A 16,928-nucleotide genomic window follows, 5' to 3' on the forward strand; every position below is an offset into this window, starting at 1 on the left:
TCATCAGCGAGGCCGGCATCGTCAGCGCGAACGGCATCTTCGCCGGTGGCGACCTGTGCGCCGACACGCATCTCGAAGCAGGCTGGGGCATCCGGGCCGGCGGCGACATTGAAGCGGGTGGGGCCATCCGCGCGGGCGAAGGCGTGGAGGCGGGCGGCACGATCGTGGCCGGGCCCGGCTACGGCGTGTATGCCGGGCTGGCGGTGCGCATGGCCGACTGGCCCGTCAGCGCGCGCGTGCATGCGCTTGCGCGTCCTGACGGTCTGGTCAGCGGACACTGGGGCGCGCCATGAGCTGCGCGCTGCCCATCCCGCCGCCCCTCGATTGGCCGGCGCTGCCTTCCGTCTTGCGGCCGCTGCAGCGGTGGCTTGCGCCGCTGGGTCTGCGCATCGACGTCGAGCACGGCAGTGACGACATCGAGCGCGAACTCGACACGCTGTACGAGCGCATGCAGACGCCCGGCACGCCGCTGCACGGCATGGCCTGCGACGATGGCACCTTGCCCGGCTTTCGCCTGCACACGCGAGGCCGACGGCGAGATTTACGTCTACGTCGAAGATGTGGCCGCGCGGCGCTTTGCTGGCGTCACGGTGTTCAACCGGCTGATTGAACTCGACAAGCGTGCCGATCGCATCCTGCGTGCACCGCATTCGAAATATGCGGCGGCGTACCAGCGGCGCGGGCTCGCATCGGCGGTGTATCGGCGCGCGCTGGATGGCGGCATGTGCCTGATGAGCGGCGCGCGGCAATCGACGGGCGCGCACGCGTTGTGGCAGTCGCTGGCGGCGCGGTATGCGTCGGGTTACGTGGAAGTGCGCGAGAAGCGCTTGCGCTATCTCGGCGATGCAGTTGGTGCGGACGTGCTCGACGCCTTGCACACGCGCCGCGTGTTGTTGGGCGGCGGCTGGACCATCGCGGCGTTGGCGACTGCCACAAAGATGGCCGCCTGATGATCAACCTGCGACGCTCTCGATCACGTCGCGCATGCGTATCACCAATCCGTCCATCGCTTCGGCCGGCACGTTGCCGTAGCCGAGCACGAGGCCGTTGTATTGCGCGGTCAGCGTGCCGGGCAGGCAGAAGCGTGACAGCGGCCGCAGCACCATCCCGCGTTCCCGGGCGGCGCGGCTGACCTCCGTGTCGCGCACCGGCGCGTCGAGCCGCGTGGAAAGATGCATGCCGCCCGCACCGCCCGATACGGTGACGATGCCGGCCAGGTGTCGCTCGATTGCGGCCTGCAGCGTATCGCGGCGCTCGCCATAGAGGCGACGCATGCGGCGCAGATGCCGCGTGAAATGTCCCGCCTCGATGAACTCGGCCAGCGCGAGCTGCTCAGCCACGCGCCCGCGCAGCGTCAGCGCACCCGCCGTCTTTTTCAGCACGGGCGCCAGGGCTGGCGGTACCACCATGTAACCGAGGCGCAGCGCCGGGAACAGCATCTTGCTGAACGTGCCGAGATAGATGACGGGCGCATCTTCGGTCAGGCCTTGCACGGCGGACAACGGCGCGCCCGTGTGACGGAACTCGCTGTCGTAGTCGTCTTCGATGATCCACGCGCCGGCTGCGCGTGCGTGCTGGATCAGCGCAAGACGGCGCTCCAGGCTCATCACCGCGCCCAGCGGGTATTGGTGCGATGGCGTGATGTAGATGAGCCGGGGCGGCGTGTCACGCCAGTCTTCCGCGCGCGGGGCGAGGCCATCGGCATCGACGCCGATCGGTACCAGGCGCATGTCGGCGGCTTGCAAGGCGGCGCGCGCTCCGTAGTAGCCGGGGTTCTCGATCCATGCAGTGTCGCCCGCATCGGCCAGCGTGCGGGCGCACATGTCGAGGCTGTTCTGCGTGCCATCGGTGATGAGCACCTGCGTCGCATCGCAGCGCACCCCGCGCGAAACGCGCAGGTATTCCGCCACGGCCTGGCGCAGCGCGACGTTGCCTTCGACCGGGCCGTAGCCCATCTGCCCCGGACCGATGCGGCGCCACCCTCGCTCCATGCAGCGGCGCCATTGCGCCAGCGGGAATTCATCCAGCGCGGGCGTGCCGGGCAGGAAGGGCAGCAGGTCGTCCATGCCGCCGCGCGGCGCTCCAGATCCTTCACGCGGTGCGATAGCGCGGGTGGGGCATCCGGCGCCGGTGCGGGCGTCTGCTGCAGGCCGACGCGTGCCACCACCGTGCCTTGCCGTCGGCTGAGCACGAAGCCCTCCGCAGCGAGCTGTTCGTAGGCGTAGAGCACCGAATTGCGTGCGATGCCCAGTTCTTCGGCCAGCGTGCGCGATGGCGCGAGGCGCGTGCCTTCCTCGATCTGTCCGCTCAGGATGGCCGCACGCAGGCAGGCATACAGGCGGTGCTGCTGCGAGGTGCGGGCTCCGCCTTCGCCGTGCATCGCCGTGCGTTCGTAGTTCGACAGCAGGACGCCGTAGTCCATCGTGGCTCCAAGACCTTGCATTTTGGTGGGTCTATGCATGGTGCCACGGTTTTTCTATTGTCGGCATATCGATTGATGATTCGGAGCCTCGCGTGTCGACCACAGAACCCACATCGCCCACCGCACGCACCCGCGTGCGCCGCGTCGCGCACCGCGGCCACTACGACCGCACCACGCTGCATGCGATCCTCGACGAGGCGTACGTCTGCCACATCGCCTTCGCCGACGAGCACGGCGTGCATTGCATCCCGACCGCCTGCTGGCGCGAGGGCGATCATCTGTACATCCACGGTTCCAACGGCAGCCGCATGCTGAAGCTGGCCGGAAGCGGGGCGCAGGTCTGCGTGACCGTCACGCACATCGACGGCCTGGTGCTGGCGCGCTCGGCGTTCAACCATTCGATGAACTACCGGTCGGCTGTCATTTACGGTGCGTTCGAAGTTGTGCCGGATGCGCAGAAACCTGCGGTGCTCGATACCTTTATGGAAGTGCTCGCGCCTGGTCGTTCACGACAGGCGCGGCCGGGTAATGCCAAGGAACTTGCCGCCACGACCGTGCTGCGCATTCCGCTGGATGAGGCGGCGTGCAAAGTGCGCACGGGCGGGCCGAAGGATGATGCTGAAGACCTTGACCTGCCTGTGTGGGCTGGGGTGCTACCGATGGCGCTGTTGCCGTTGCCGCCGGTGGTGGAGGCTGCGCCTGCGGGTACGCCGGATTATGTGCAGGAGTGGAGGGACAGTGCTCGCGTGCCGGTGGGGGATGTGGTGGTGTCGTGACGGCTGGGGTGCTGGTTGTTTTTTGGTCGTGGTGGTGCATCCCTTGTTTCATCCCCTGCCGGGGCTGACTCACTTTCTTTGGTCTTGCCCAAAGAAAGTAAGCAAAGAAATGCGCGCCCGAGATGGCGAAAGACTCCTTGAATTTCTGTAACCGTGCGGAGAAGGAGGCAAACTCGCTGCGCTCAAACAGGCCTCCTTCTTTTTTCCGCCGGCTTACAGAAATTCAAGGCGCCATCTAGGGCAGGAAAGTCAAAGGACAAAGCCGAACCATCTGGGCGCCGACCCAAACGACAAGGCCAACCTGACGATGGGTTGGCCTTTTTCTTTGACGTTGAGCCCTTGATGGCGCCTTGGATTTTTGTTGCGGGAAGGATAAAGAGGGGAGGCCTGTCTGAGCGCAGCGAGTTTGCCTCCCCTCCCTTCCCGCGACACAAATCAAGGAATGGGTCGCCATCTCGGGCGCGCCTTTCTTTTGCTTACTTTTCTTTGGCAAGACAAAGAAAAGTGAGTCGGTCCCGGCAGGGAACGAAAGAGGGGTGGACCAGAAGCCCCAAAAAAACCTCAGTGCACCAACTGATTAATCTCAATAATCGGCATCAACACCGCCAACACAATCAACAACACCACCACACCCATCGTCAAAATCAGCGCCGGCTCCAGCAAGCCAGTAAGGAACAGCGTCCGGCGCTCCAACTCCTGCGCCTCGCCTTGCGCAGCCCGCTCCAACATCGCAGGCAGATTCCCCGTCGCCTCACCCGAGCGAATCAAATGCACCAGCACAGGCGGAAACTGGTTCTGCGCTGCCAACGCCCGCGCCAGCGAAGTCCCTTCCCGCACGCGCGTGGATGCATCCTCCACGTTGGTCTTGAGCGCAACGTTGTTCAGCGTTTCCCCCGCTGCCTGCAACCCACGCAAGATCGGCACGCCGGCACTCGTCAGGATCGCCAGCGTGCTCGCAAACCGCGCGGTGTTGTAGCCGCGAACGAGCTTGCCGAACAGCGGCGCCGTCAGCAGCCATTTGTGCCACGACAACCGCAGCGCCGGCTGCTTGAGCAGATTGCGGATCAGCACGCCAATCGCCGCAAGCACGATCGCTGCCAGCCATCCCCAATTCCGTACAAAGTCCGACAGCCACAGCATGATGATCGTGAGCGTCGGCAGCTTCTGCTTGGTGTTGGCAAACACGCTGACCACCTGCGGCACCACGTAGGACAGCAGGAAGATCACGATCGCAAACGCCACCACCGTGACGATGGCGGGGTACGTGAAGGCCAGCTTGATTTTCGATGTGAGCGCGTTGCGGCTCTCGATGTAGTCGGCCAGGCGCGAGAGGACGAGGCCGAGGTTGCCGGAGTGCTCGCCCGCTGAAACGAGGGCGCGGTAGATGTCCGGGAAATCCTTCGGATGCTGTGCCAGCGCGACCGACAGCGAACTGCCGCCCACCACTTCCGCGCGGATGGCGGCGAGCAGTTCGCCGACGTAGGCGCGTTCGGCCTGATCGGCCAGCGCGGCCAGTGCTTCATCGAGCGGCAGGCCCGCCACCAGCAGGCTGGCGAGCTGGCGCGTGACGAGCGCGTTTTCCTGCGCCGAGAGCCGCTTGCCGAAGCTGGACCCGCCGCGCTTGGTGGCCTGTGTGCCCAGCGCGTCGACCAGCAGCGGCGTCAGCCCGCGTGCGCGCAGCAGCGTGCGCGCCTGACGCGCGCTGTCGGCTTCGATGACACCCTTGTCGGTCTTGCCGGTGGCGTCGGCGGCTTCGTAGCGGAAGGCTGGCATGCGCTATTCGTTCATTCGCGTCTTAGTCGCGCGTGACACGCAGCACTTCTTCCAGCGACGTGGCGCCGGTGTCGATCCAGCGCTGTGCGTCCATGCGCATCGTCTGCATGCCCTGGCCGATGGCGAACGCCTTGATGTCGGATTCAGCGGCCTGGCGGTGGATCATCGTCTGGATTTCCGGCGTGACGGTCAGCAGCTCGTACACGCCAGTGCGGCCCTGATAGCCGGAGTGGCTGCAACGGTCGCAGCCGACGTGATGCCACACCGATTTGCGTGCCGGTGTGGCCGGTGCCACGCCATCGGCAACCGGCGTGCCGGCCACGGCTTCCACTTCTGCGGGCGTGAGTTCGAGCACTTCTTCGCGGCGGCAATGCACGCACAGGCGGCGTACCAGCCGCTGCGCCAGCACACCCAGCAGCGACGACGACAGCAGGAACGGCTCGATCCCCATGTCGATCAAGCGCGTCACGGCGGATGCGGAATCGTTCGTGTGCAGCGTCGCCAGCACCAGGTGGCCCGTCAGCGAGGCCTGCACGGCAATCTGCGCGGTTTCCAGGTCGCGGATTTCCCCGATCATCACCACGTCCGGGTCCTGGCGCAGGATGGCGCGCAGGGCCTTGGCGAAGGTCATGTCGATCTTCGGGTTGACCTGCGTCTGTCCAATGCCGTCGAGGTCGTATTCGATCGGGTCTTCCACCGTCATGATGTTGGTGGACGACGCGTCGAGCCGCGACAGCGCCGCGTACAGCGTGGTCGTCTTGCCCGAACCCGTCGGGCCGGTGACGAGCACGATGCCGTGCGGCTGGTTGATCAGGTGGTCGAAGCGCGCCAGCGTGCCGGCGCCCATGCCGAGCTTGCCGAGGTCGAGCCGGCCGGCTTCCTTGTCGAGCAGACGCAGCACCGCGCGCTCGCCGTGGCCGGTGGGCAGCGTGCTCACGCGCACGTCCACCGGGCGGCCGCCCACGCGCAGCGTGATGCGCCCGTCCTGCGGCAGGCGTTTCTCGGCAATGTCGAGTTGCGCCATGATCTTGATGCGCGAAATGAGCGCGCCGTGCAGCGCCTTCTTCGGGCGCACCACATCGCGCAGCGTGCCGTCGACGCGAAAGCGCACGACGGATGCATTCTCGAACGGCTCGATGTGAATGTCCGATGCGCCTTCGCGCGCGGCCTGCGTGAGCAGCGCGTTGATCATGCGGATGATCGGCGCGTCGTCTTCGGATTCGAGCAGGTCTTCCACGGCCGGAATGTCCTGCATCAGGCGGGAGAGGTCGACTTCGCCTTCCACTTCGCCCACCACCTGGGCCGCGCTGCCGTCCTGCGCGTTGTAGGCCGTCTGCGTGGCGGTGGACAGTGCTGCCGTGTCGAGCGTCACCAGCTGCAGCGCGCCGAACACGCGGCCGAGTTCAGCCAGCGCCGTGCGCGAGGTTTCGGGGCAGACCCACACTTCCAGCGTGTCGACGTCCTGGCGCGCGACGAGCAGCTTGGCGTCGCGCGCAAACGCATACGGCACCAGCCGCACGGCGGACTGCGAGGGCGGCTCCAGCGTGCTGACGTCGGTGGTGGAAGCTTGCGTGGCCATGGTTCGTTGTCCGTTGTCAGCCGCCATTGCGCGGCGCGTTGCCGTCGTAGCCGCCCGAGGTGGGGGCCGCGAAATTCTGCAGGCGCGGCTGGCTGCGCGTGGTGCCCTGCGGCATCGGCATCGGGGCGCCCGGGGCACCTGCGTACCGGCCGGGCCCTTCGGCACGATCGACACATCGCCGTAGTTGTCGGCCGGGCGCATCGCGCTGGGCGACGGCAGCACCGGCGTGTCCTTGTCTGACGTGGTCGGCAGCATGTTCGGCGAGACAAAGCCCTGCTGCGTATCGCGCATGTAGTTGTAGCGGTTGTCCGACAGCGCGCCGGTCGCATCGGCCGTACGCAGGATGATCGGGCGCAGGAACACCAGCAGGTTCGTCTTCACACGCGTCTTGTTTTCCGAGCGGAACAACGCGCCCAGGATGGGAATGTCGCCCAGGCCCGGCACCTTCTGCTCGCCGTCCTGGTAGTTGTCTTCCAGCAGACCGCCCAGCACGACGACCTGGCCATCGTTGGCCAGCACATTGGTCTCGATCGAGCGCACGTTGGTGGTGGGGCCCTGCGTCGCATTCTGCGTGCCCGGCACCACGGCCGACGACTCCTGGAAGATCTGCATTTTCACCAGCCCGCCATCGGTGATCTGCGGCTTGACGCGCAGCGTGATGCCGACGTCCTTGCGGTCGAACGTCTGGAACGGCGTGACCGAAGCCGACGTGCCTGTCTGGGCATACGAGCCGGTGGTGATCGGCACGTTCTGGCCGATCAGGATCTTGGCCTCTTCGTTGTCGAGCGTGATCAGGTTCGGGGTCGACAGCACGTTGACAGAGCCGTCCGAGCCCAGCGCCGACAGAATCGCGCCCAGGCCGCTGGCCTTGTTGAACACGCCGAAGTTGCCGCCGTTGAGCTGCCCGACGTTCACGTTGGACAGCGCCGTCTGCGCCGCCGTGCTGCCGATGCCGCCCGTCGTGATGGTGGCGATCGTGCCGGCCAGCGTCAGCAGATTGCCTGAGCCGGTGCCGAAGTTGGTGCCGCCGCCGCCGTAGGTGTTCGGGCCGCCCGCGCCCACCATCCACTGGATGCCGAGCTGCGACGCCTTGGTGGCCGTCACTTCCACGATCATCGATTCGATGTAGACCTGCGCGCGCCGCGCGTCCAGGTCGTCGATCACGGCGCGCAGGTTGCGGTAGACCGGCTCGCTGGCGGTGATGATGAGCGCGTTGGTGGCCGGATCGGCCTGGATGATGCCGCCGGTGGTGGGCGTGTTGTTCTGCCCGAACGAGGCGCGGAACGAAGAGCTCCCGCTGCCCGAGCCGCTGCCCGAACCCGAGCCGCTGCCGTAGTTGGTGTTCTGCGTGTTCTGATTCTGCGAGGTGTTCACGCCGCCGGCGGGCTGCGAGGTCGCGCCTTGCGCGGCGCTTTGGCCGCCCGGGCCGGTGGATGCCGAGGCCGACAGCGTGGCGTCGGCCGCGACGATCGCACGCAGCGTAGTGGCCAGCTGCACCGCGTTGGCATTCTTGAGCGGCACCACCCAGATATTGCCGGGGCGCGCGTTCGGCACGTCCAGCTTGGCGATCAGTTGTTTGGCCTGGGCGAGACGGGCCGCACTCGACGCACGCACCATCACGCTATTCGAACGCGGCTCTGCCACGACCGACGTACGCAGGCTCGGGTCCGACAGCGCCGCGCCGGCGCCCGCCCCGCCTGCGCCACCGGCAGACGGATCGAGCAGCTTCTGCAGCGTGGCCGCCACGTCGATGGCCACGGCGTTCCTCAGCGGAATCAGCTCGGTTTCGCCGGCCACGGGCGTGTCGATCGACGCGATGATGCGGCCGATGCGGCGCAGGTTGTCGGCGTAATCGGTAATGACCAGCGTGTTGTTGGCCGGGTAAGCGGTGATCGTGTTGTTGGGCGCGATCATCGGGCGCAGCACCGGCACCAGGTTGTTGGCCGATTCATGCTGCAGGCGGAAGACCTGCGTGACGACCTGCTCGCCGCCGCGCGCGCCTGCCGCCCCCACGCTGGTGGGCGAACCCTGCAGCTTGGCGTCGGCTTCCGGCACGACCTTGGTGAAGCCGTTGCCCTCGACAATCGCGTAGCCCTGCATGCGCAGGATCGAGCCCAGCGATTCCAGCGCCTGCGAGCGCGTCACCGGCTTTTCGGTGACGAGGTTGACGGTGCCCTTCACGCGCGGGTCGACGATGAAGTTCTTGCCGGTGGCCTGGCCCACCGCCTTGACCACCGAGTCCAGGTCCGCGTTGACGAAATTCAGCGAGACCTCATCCCCAGGGTTGCCGGCGGCGCCGTTCTGGGAAGATGCCGCGCTCGGCGGGGCGGCAAAGACTGGCATCGAGCCGGCCACCATTGTTGCGCAGCATGCCAGGACGATGGCGCGAACGGTGAGTCGGGAAGAGGCGTTGTACATGGTCTCGTTCATGGTTGTCGGCACGCTGGCTCGCGCGCCGGCTTGAGGATCAAAAGCGGAGTCGATGGTGGGACCCGTCGCGCGGGCCCAGCAGACTCAACAGGCCAATCAATTGCGGTTCCGACTCCGGCGTGGCACTGGCCACCCCGTCAAAATGCGCGCCCTGGCCAAGAGTGCCCTGGCCTTGCAGGGTGAGCGGCCCGGCCAGCGTCGACAGCGACAACTGCATCGGCGCACCGCTCACGCCGCCAAACGACAGCACCGCCTGGTAACTGCCCAGCGGCCGCACCCGGCTGAGGCTGGATGATACCTGCTCGAGCGTGACAGTCAGCGCGCCCTGGGCGGTGTTTGGCTGGCCTTTCCCGCGGCTGAATTGGCCCGAGAGCGGCGTCCATTGCGCCCGCAACCGGCCATCCAGCTTGAGCGTGTTGAATGGCGCGCCAATGCCTTCCAGCAACGATGCCGGCAGCGCGACCGCGCCGGCCTCTGCCTCCCAATGCCCCGGCGTGACCGTCAGCGTGACGGGCTTCTCCAGCGCGCGATCGTGCGCCAGGTGCGCGCGCAGCGTGCCGGTCAGCAGCGGCAGCATGTCGATCGACCAGGACAGCCGGCCGGGCAGTACGGTCGCATCGGCGCCGCCGTTGCCGGCGGTCAGCGCGAGCGTTGCGCTGCCGTGCCAGATACTGCCCTGGCTGTCGGCCAGCAAAACACGGTGCCCCGTGGCTGCGGCAATGCGTTCCGCCGCCCACGCGGCCGGATACTGCGCCACCACGGTCGCGCCCACGGCCAGCAGCGCCACGCCACACCACAGCACACGCCAGCCGAGGCCGGTGCGCTCGTCCGGCCCGGCCCGGCGGCGCAAGCGCAGCGGCGGCAGCGATTCAATCCCCATCGGCACGATCGGACCCGTCAGCGGCCAGCGGCGGCGGGGCCTTGCAGCGTCGCCGTCACGTTGACCAGGGCCGTCGCGCCCACGTATTTGATGTTCGTGTCGATCACCTTCATGCGCTGCGCCTGGCGCACCTCCTGCAGCCATTCGGCGACGGCGCCGAAGGGCACCTTGTCCAGTTGCACCTGCACGCTCTCGCCCGACATCGCCATCCGCGTGGCCTTCAGGCCATGGTTGGTCAGGCTCGTGTTGAGCGCCTGCTGCAGTTCCGCACCGCGCGGCACGGGCGCGGCGGCAATGGCCGACAGGCCGCGCGCTTCCTGGCCCAGCGTTTCCATCTCGGCGAGCTGGGTCCGCATCTGCGGCAGGGCTTTCTCGATGCGGCGCTGGCCTTCGAAGGCCGGCTCCCACAGCACGAGGTAGACGATCACAAGCAGCAGCACCACGCCGCCACCGGCCAGGATGCGGCGTTCGCGCGGCTCGCGCTGCATCCAGAACGTCGTCGCCGCATCGCGCAGCGAGTCCGGCACGCCAATGCGCGGCAGGCGGCGGGATGACGATCGGGAAGAGGAGGGGGAGGAAGTCGCCATGGAGGAAGCGTTATTGGGCGATGGAGACCGTCCAGCGCGAGCCCGGTACGGTCGCCTCGGCACCGCGCGGGGCCTCGGCGGTGTCCATGTTCAGGCCGACATTGCGGGCGGCGGTACGCAGGCTGGCGGTGTCGGTGCCGTCCTTGAGCGTGACCGTGAGCGCGCGGCCGTGGTAATCGAGCGCGAGCAGCGCATCGGGGGCGAGGCCGGTGGCTGCCTGGGCAAATCGATCGGCCAGCGGCAGGAAGTCTTCCGGCGCCGATTTGCCGGCGGCCAGCCGCAGCTGCTCGACTTGGCGGCGCATCTGCGCGGGCGGGTCGAGAATCACGGGCGTATTCGGGAATGCCGTCTGCAGCTGCGCGCGCATGGCGGTATCGAGCCGCTTCTGCTCGGCGCGCAGCGTGAGCCAGCGCGCGTTCATGCCGATGAGCTGCACGACCACGATGAGCACGGCCAGCGCGATGGGCAGGCGCCAGAGGCTCCAGTCCATGCCGGCCACGCCGCCGCGCGCAAAGTCGAACTGGCAGAGATCGGCTTCGCCTGAGGCGAGGGCGTCGCGGGCGCCGGCCGCCCAGGTCGCCCAATCGAGCGTGGCCGTGGCGGGGTCGGTCGACAGGCCGGGCGCCAACTCGCGCAACGCGGGCGACACCATCAACGTGGCCGGCGTGGGCGCAATCCCCAGCCAGTTGCCGACGTTGGCCGGCAGCACGCGCAGGCCGTAGCCCTCGGCGCGGCCGGTGCGTACGGTGATGTCGACGGCCACGGGCGCGTCCGGGTCGGACGATGGCGCCGCGTCGAGCGCGATGGTGGCCGGTGTCACCGCAGCCACGGTTTCAGCCACGGGCGCGTCGACTGCGGGCTCGGCGGCAGCAGAAGCATCGAGCGACGGCTCCGCGCGCTCGACGGCGTTTGCCGATTCTGCAACCGGCGCTGCCGCTGCGGCAGGCGTTTCAAACGGCACGCAAAGCTGCGCAGGCAGCAAATGGCAGGTGCGGTGCTTGTGGCCGGCAAAGGTATCGAGAATGAAGCGCACCCACGCGCGGTCGGCAATCATCAATGCGCGCGATTGCGGCTCGCGGGGTGTCCGCCAGCCACGGGCCGGGGCATCACCCAGGCGCGGGCCGAGAGCGATATGGCATTGCTGCGCGTCCTGCACGAGGCGGTCTTCCACCAGATTGGGCAGCGCCAGACGCAGTTTGGGCAGCGCCAGCGGCGGCACGTTGGCCGGCACGAGCAGCACGTCCGCGGCGGGCAGCAGAAGGATCAGGCGGTCGGCCGCGGGCAGCTCGTCGGTGCGCGAGGTGCCTTCGCGCTGAACGCGTTGCGGGCCCTGCGCACCCTCTTCACGCACCAGCGCGAAGGGCACGGAGGCAAGCGCGCCCGCCGACCAGCGTTCGGGCGATTGAATGGGCCGGTGCGGCAGGCGCACGTACAGGGAGGTCGTCAAACCGCTCCTCTATTGATATTGATCTTGAGAGTGTGAATGCGAACTGCCAACGGAAGCGCCGGATTGCGCAAGACCCGCGATGCTGAACGATGCGGATGACAATACGGCGAAGGCCAGGGTCTGTCTACAAGCGGCGCGTACGCACGTGGAGGGTGTTGCGCCGCCGTCATGACGGAATCTCGTCGATGCGGCGGACCCAGACGATGCGGGTCGCGTTATTGTTGATCGGATCGCCACGTGAAACAAGCGCCACTTCTCCGATCCGGGCGCGCTCGTGGCGGGCCATGCCGTAGACGAGGAAATAGTGCGTCTGCACGTCCAGCAGGTTCGCCGCGGCGGTGGTGTCGACCCCGGGCGCGATGCCGCGCAACTGGTTGGTGACGTCGCCGATGTTGCGGAAGTACGCGCGGTCGCGCGCCTGCACCAGCGAACGGGCGCGGTCCAGACTCAGGTTCGGGATGACGGCGGCCAGCACTTCGGCGCTGGCCGTGTTGGCGTTGATCTGGGTGCGGGTGGGCAGCACGATCACGTAGGGGCGCAGCTTGGCGATCATGTCGGCCGTGTAGCCGGGAATCGTCAGCAGGCTGGTCACGTCGTCGAGCGGTCTGGGGCCGTTGCTGTTGCCGCCGCCGCTCCCGCCGCCGCTGTCTTCACCGCCTTGCTGGCCGCCCTGCATGCCTTCGATCGACTGGAAGCCACCCAGCATCTGCGCCAGGTACGTCGCCGTGACATTGGCCAGGCTCGGGTCGATGCTCAGCGACTGCAGCAGCAGGCCGTAGGCCTTGATGGCGTCCTTGTCGCGGCCGGTGATGAGCGTGCGGGCGCCCAGCGTCTGCGCCGTCAGCAGGTTCATCAGGTTGAAGCGCGCCTGGGCATCGAAGATGCGGCCCGAGAGGTACGACTCTTCGCCGGCGGTGTCCGTGCGCAGCGAGCTGCCGAGAAAGTCCGACAGCTTGGTTTCCTGGATCGGCACGGCCCAGATTTCGCCCAGGTGGTCGACGGCGCCGGTGCGGCGCTGGTCGTCGCGCAGGATGAGGCGCGCCCAGTCGATGCCCGCCCGCGCGATCCACGTGGCCTGCGCTTTCAGGCGCTGGTTTTCCACCGCGCGAATTTCTACCTGCTGGCGCCACAGCATGCCCGACACGATCACCACGGCCAGCGTCACCACCAGCAGCGCCGTGATGATGGCCGCGCCGCGCTGGCGCTTCGCGCGCAGGTCAGGGTGAGCACATCGACGGGAGCATCGCGCCATGTCAAAGCCCCGTCATGCAGATGCGCGTGAAGCGCTGCGGCGCGCCCTGCGGCGTCATGCGCACGAGCAATGCCAGTTCCACCGCACGCACCGAAGCGGCCGGCACCACCACGCCCGGGCTGTTGGCCGACGGCGCCGACGCGCTGGGCGTGGAAGCCGACGGCAAGCCGGTGAGGGTGGTGGTGTTGCTGCCTGCCGGGAACAGCGCCGCCGACAGCGCGCCCGTGTTGTCCATCCAGCCGCCGGGTTCGATCCAGGCGCGCGCGCTGATGCTGTCAACGTTGGCGGCGAGGAGGTAGCGCGCGGCGCCCACGCCGCCCTGGCGCAGGTTGTCCATCGCATTGCGCAGGTCGCCGCGGTTGGTGATCGGTTGGGTCTGGAGGCGCTCGAGCCGGCCGTCGACGATGCGGTAAAGCACCACTTGCCACGCGGGCGGTTGGCCATCGTCGCGGCGGTCGCGCACCATCAGCACGCGGTTGGCGTCCACCTCCACCGGCGAGCGCGACAGCGTGTTCGGATCGGCCAGTTGAGTGCAGTCGGCATCGAACTGCGCGTAGGCCGTCTTGAGCGCCTCGATGCGTTCGTCGCGCTGGGCCAGCGCCTCGTGCGTGCGGGTCATGCTGTCCAGCCCGCGCCAGGCGATCACGGCCAGGATGGCCAGCAGCGTGATCGCCACCAGCAGCTCGAGCAGGGTGAAGCCGCGCGCCGAACGATCAGAAGACATTGCGCGCATCGTTCGGTAATAGCGTCACGAGCCAAGCCAGTCGCACGGATTTGGAGGCATCCGGATAGACGGACACTTCCACGCGGCGGAACACCGGATTGGGCGTGCTGGCGATGGTCTCTTCGCACCACAGCTGCGTATCGCCTTGCGGGCACGCAAAGCCGCGCGCGCCGGGATCGGGGAAGACGCGCGCCAGGCGCAGGTTGGCGAGGTGGTTTTCGGCGCTCCACGTGGCGATCATGCGCGTCTGCAGCGAATCGCTGGCGGTGGTCATGCTGCCCATGGCGCGCATGGTGGCGGTCAGCGCCACGGCCACGATGGTCAACGCCACCAGTACTTCGAGCAGCGTGAAGCCGCGCGTGCGCACACCGCATGCAGGGCGGAGGAGGCGGCGCGTCATTGCGTTTGCGTCTCTGTCAATACGCGCGGGCCGCCGTCGGATACCACGTCGACGCGCGCACCCTGCGAGGTCAGTGCCACGCGCCACGGCAGGCCGATGGCCTCACGACCGAACACGAGGCGCTGCGGGGCGCCGGGCACCGCAGCGGCACCTGCGACGATCTGTACGTTGTCCATGCCTTGGCGCCAGTGGCCGGGCGCGAGCACGTCGCGACTGAGCACACGCCAGCCGTTGGGCGTCGCTTCGTAGAAGCGCCAGCCTTGCGCATCGCCTTCCCACGCCACGGGGCGCGAAGTGAGCTGCGCTTCTTCCTGAGCCAGCTCGATCAGGCGCGCGAGCTTCTGCGCGTCATCGGCCAGTTGCGAGCGCGGGTTGGGCGTGGCGTTTACGGCCACCACGGCCAGCACGATGCCGATGATGACGACCACCACCAGCAACTCCAGCAGCGTAAAGCCGCGAGGGTGCCGGCGGCGTGGTTGACCGAACATGGCGCGCGGTGGGTTGAGGCGACTGCGGCGGCTTAGTTGTCCCAGTTGCCGATATCGGCGTCGTTGCCGGTGCCGCCGGCCTGGCCGTCGGCGCCGAAGCTGAAGACGTCCACCTCACCGCGCACGCCCGGGTTCAGATACTGGTATGGGTGGCCCCACGGGTCTTTGGGCAGGCGTTCCAAATAGCCGCCGCCCTTCCAGTTGTTGGGGATCGGCTCGGTGGTCGGCTTGGTGACCAGCGCGCTGATGCCCTGCTCGGTGGTCGGGTAGCGGCCGTTGTCCAGCCGATAAAGCTTGAGCGCCTGCGAAATGGAAGCGATGTCCTGTTTGGCGGCGATGATGCGCGCCTCGTCGGGGCGGCTCATGATCTTCGGCACCACCAGCGCGGCGAGGATGCCCAGGATCACCACCACCACCATGATTTCGATCAGGGTGAAGCCGCGTGCCGCCCGTTGGGGCAGCCGGGCGAGGGCGCGCTGGCGGAAGGAAGAGCGAAGTTGGCCTTGCATCATGGCGACAGAGTTGGCAATAAGGGGAAGAGACAGAGTATATCCGTGAGATATGACCATATATTGCACGCAGGGGTCATGCTGCGTTGGCTCTAGAGCCGCACCTCCAAGCTGTTCACCGAACCGGCATGAAGGGCGGATAGAATCGGCGTATTCCTACGGTGCCCCGCCCATTTCATGAACGCTCGACAGTCGTCCCGCCTGCTCAGCCTTGTACTGTTTGCTGCCCTGTGTGCGCTCCTGACGCACTGGGTGCTGACGCTGTCGTCGCTGCGCGCGCTGGGCGCGCCGCGTGAGGCCCGTGTGGCGCAGACCGATGCGCTGGAGACCGGCGCGGCCGTCACGCTCTTCGGCGGCGGCCCGCAGAACGGCCCGCGCGATGTGCAGGTGATGGGCGTAGTGGCCGATCTGGCCGATGGCTCCGGCGCGGCCATCGTGTCGGTGGACGGTGGCGCGCCACAGGCGGTGCGCGCCGGCAAGTCGCTGTCGTCCAACCTCAAGCTGGTGGAGATCAAGGCGCGCTCGGTGGTGATCGAGCGCAACGGCGCGCGCCAGGAGATCCCGCTGCCGGCGAGCGCCGTGGCCGGGGTGTCGCCGGCCAATCGCAATGCGCCGGCGATGCCGCTGCCGCCTGCAGGCGCTGCAGCGCCGTTGTCGACGCCCGCCATGCCGCCGGCAACGTCGCCTGCGCCACCGGTGGTCAACAACCCGGCCAACACGGCCATGCCGGGCGCCATGCTGCCGATCGCGCCCGCGCAGATCAACACGGGCGACGAGCCAGCCAACCAGGGCGGCGGTATCGTCGGCCCGCGCCACCGGGCAGCGGCCGCTGCGCGCAAGGGCGATACCCCCAGCCGGGCGCCGACCAATAGGCGTGTCGCGCGTGTTTGCGGCTTGCCAAGCGTTGGCGGACGCATATTACAGCGCATGTCATTGGGGTAACAGCGTGTAAAAGCAGGCAACGCGCTGGCATTGTCGGGTTCTAATCCGCTACACAGTCCATGTGAAAAGGAGCTGACCATGACCAACAAACGTGCTGTCCAAGCCTTCCTCGCCACCTCGGCCCTGTTCCTGGCCATGTCGGGCATGAACGCCCGCGCCCAGGATGCCAGCGCCCCCGCCGCCAGCGCGCAGGCGCCGGCCACCGCGACCGCGCCGGCTGCGCCGCAAGCCGGCCCCCGCGCCGGCAGGATGGGCCACCAAGGCGGCTTCAAGGCCATCGACACCAACGGCGACGGCCAGGTCTCACGCGACGAGGCCAAGGGCCACGCGTGGCTTGAAAAGAACTTCGACCAGATCGATGCCAACCACGACGGCCAGCTCAGCAAGGACGAACTGGCCGCATGGCACAAGGCCCACAAAGGCGAGATGCATGAAAAGATGGCGCAGCGCTTTGACGCCAAGTTCAAGGCGGCCGACAAGGACAACGACGGCAGCCTGACCAAGGAAGAAGTACAGGCCGGCATGCCGCGCCTGGCGAAGAACTTCGACCAGATCGACGCCAACCACGACGGCAAGATCACCGAAGACGAGATCCGCGCCTATATGAAGGCCCGTCACGATGCCCGCAAGGCGCAGAAGAACACGCCTGCGGGCGCGGCCATGCCGGGCGGTCCGTCGGCGACGAAGGGCGAGTGACGCCTCGTTTGAATCTCCACACG

At 67.6% G+C, this 16,928-nt stretch carries 15 protein-coding genes and 3 pseudogenes; 6 read left to right on the forward strand and 12 right to left on the reverse strand.

The features are described from left to right. The 3 genes and pseudogenes from OWR21_RS11320 to OWR21_RS12655 all read left to right on the forward strand — a co-directional run. Nucleotides 1-293 (forward strand): annotated as a pseudogene (locus tag OWR21_RS11320) (hypothetical protein); the annotation flags it as partial. After that, the gene (locus OWR21_RS12650) at nucleotides 290-610 is read left to right on the forward strand and encodes a hypothetical protein (protein WP_442968625.1); all 321 of its coding nucleotides are present in this window, start codon (nucleotides 290-292) and stop codon (nucleotides 608-610) included. The pseudogene OWR21_RS11320 and the gene OWR21_RS12650, both read left to right, overlap by 4 nt. Continuing rightward, nucleotides 591-950, forward strand: a complete 360-nt coding sequence (locus OWR21_RS12655) for a hypothetical protein (protein ID WP_442968626.1) — start codon at nucleotides 591-593, stop codon at nucleotides 948-950. Before OWR21_RS12650 ends, OWR21_RS12655 begins: the two co-directional genes overlap by 20 nt. Before the next feature lie 3 nt (nucleotides 951-953). Here OWR21_RS12655 and pdxR read toward each other — a convergent pair. After that, a pseudogene (gene pdxR, locus OWR21_RS11330) lies at nucleotides 954-2,422 on the reverse strand (MocR-like pyridoxine biosynthesis transcription factor PdxR). A 92-nt stretch (nucleotides 2,423-2,514) separates the two neighbouring features. Here pdxR and OWR21_RS11335 point away from each other — a divergent pair. Then, nucleotides 2,515-3,198, forward strand: a complete 684-nt coding sequence (locus OWR21_RS11335; protein ID WP_316891671.1) for a pyridoxamine 5'-phosphate oxidase family protein — start codon at nucleotides 2,515-2,517, stop codon at nucleotides 3,196-3,198. A 561-nt stretch (nucleotides 3,199-3,759) separates the two neighbouring features. On the opposite strand, the gene gspF is transcribed toward OWR21_RS11335, so the two are convergent. From gspF to gspG, 11 genes and pseudogenes are all read right to left on the reverse strand, one after another. After that, entirely contained in the window at nucleotides 3,760-4,971 is a 1,212-nt protein-coding gene (gene gspF, locus OWR21_RS11340; protein ID WP_332395305.1) for a type II secretion system inner membrane protein GspF, read from the reverse strand. A 22-nt stretch (nucleotides 4,972-4,993) separates the two neighbouring features. Continuing rightward, a complete protein-coding gene (gene gspE / locus OWR21_RS11345; RefSeq protein WP_332395306.1) occupies nucleotides 4,994-6,550 on the reverse strand; it encodes a type II secretion system ATPase GspE in 1,557 nt (518 codons plus the stop codon). 16 nt (nucleotides 6,551-6,566) lie between these two features. Further along, nucleotides 6,567-8,980: pseudogene (gene gspD, locus OWR21_RS11350) on the reverse strand (type II secretion system secretin GspD). Between the two features lie 37 nt (nucleotides 8,981-9,017). After that, nucleotides 9,018-9,860 carry a type II secretion system protein N gene (locus OWR21_RS11355; RefSeq protein ID WP_316891665.1) on the reverse strand — a complete coding sequence of 281 codons (843 nt, stop codon included), beginning with the start codon at nucleotides 9,858-9,860 and terminating at the stop codon, nucleotides 9,018-9,020. Between the two features lie 17 nt (nucleotides 9,861-9,877). Beyond that, nucleotides 9,878-10,447, reverse strand: a complete 570-nt coding sequence (gene gspM, locus OWR21_RS11360) for a type II secretion system protein GspM (protein ID WP_102063922.1) — start codon at nucleotides 10,445-10,447, stop codon at nucleotides 9,878-9,880. A gap of 10 nt (nucleotides 10,448-10,457) precedes the next feature. Further along, entirely contained in the window at nucleotides 10,458-11,894 is a 1,437-nt protein-coding gene (gene gspL / locus OWR21_RS11365) for a type II secretion system protein GspL (protein WP_332395307.1), read from the reverse strand. 166 nt (nucleotides 11,895-12,060) lie between these two features. Next, nucleotides 12,061-13,146: a type II secretion system minor pseudopilin GspK gene (gspK, locus tag OWR21_RS11370; protein WP_332395308.1), complete on the reverse strand. Its 1,086-nt coding sequence runs from the start codon at nucleotides 13,144-13,146 to the stop codon at nucleotides 12,061-12,063. 1 nt (nucleotide 13,147) lies between these two features. Then, nucleotides 13,148-13,879 (reverse strand): PulJ/GspJ family protein, encoded by a 732-nt coding sequence (locus OWR21_RS11375; RefSeq protein ID WP_332395309.1) that lies wholly within the window; start codon nucleotides 13,877-13,879, stop codon nucleotides 13,148-13,150. Beyond that, a complete protein-coding gene (gspI, locus tag OWR21_RS11380; protein WP_316877039.1) occupies nucleotides 13,860-14,270 on the reverse strand; it encodes a type II secretion system minor pseudopilin GspI in 411 nt (136 codons plus the stop codon). Before gspI ends, OWR21_RS11375 begins: the two co-directional genes overlap by 20 nt. Continuing rightward, nucleotides 14,267-14,758 carry a GspH/FimT family pseudopilin gene (locus OWR21_RS11385; protein WP_332395310.1) on the reverse strand — a complete coding sequence of 164 codons (492 nt, stop codon included), beginning with the start codon at nucleotides 14,756-14,758 and terminating at the stop codon, nucleotides 14,267-14,269. The genes gspI and OWR21_RS11385 overlap by 4 nt, the downstream gene beginning before the upstream one ends. A gap of 32 nt (nucleotides 14,759-14,790) precedes the next feature. Further along, nucleotides 14,791-15,270 carry a type II secretion system major pseudopilin GspG gene (gene gspG / locus OWR21_RS11390; protein WP_147219054.1) on the reverse strand — a complete coding sequence of 160 codons (480 nt, stop codon included), beginning with the start codon at nucleotides 15,268-15,270 and terminating at the stop codon, nucleotides 14,791-14,793. 174 nt (nucleotides 15,271-15,444) lie between these two features. Here gspG and OWR21_RS11395 point away from each other — a divergent pair, with 174 nt between their 5' ends. Next, nucleotides 15,445-16,209, forward strand: a complete 765-nt coding sequence (locus OWR21_RS11395; RefSeq protein WP_332395311.1) for a type II secretion system protein N — start codon at nucleotides 15,445-15,447, stop codon at nucleotides 16,207-16,209. Nucleotides 16,210-16,287: 78 nt separating this feature from the next. Beyond that, nucleotides 16,288-16,905 (forward strand): EF-hand domain-containing protein, encoded by a 618-nt coding sequence (locus OWR21_RS11400; protein ID WP_147216670.1) that lies wholly within the window; start codon nucleotides 16,288-16,290, stop codon nucleotides 16,903-16,905. Nucleotides 16,906-16,928 lie beyond the last annotated feature (23 nt).

Source organism: Ralstonia sp. 1B3 (assembly GCF_036631435.1).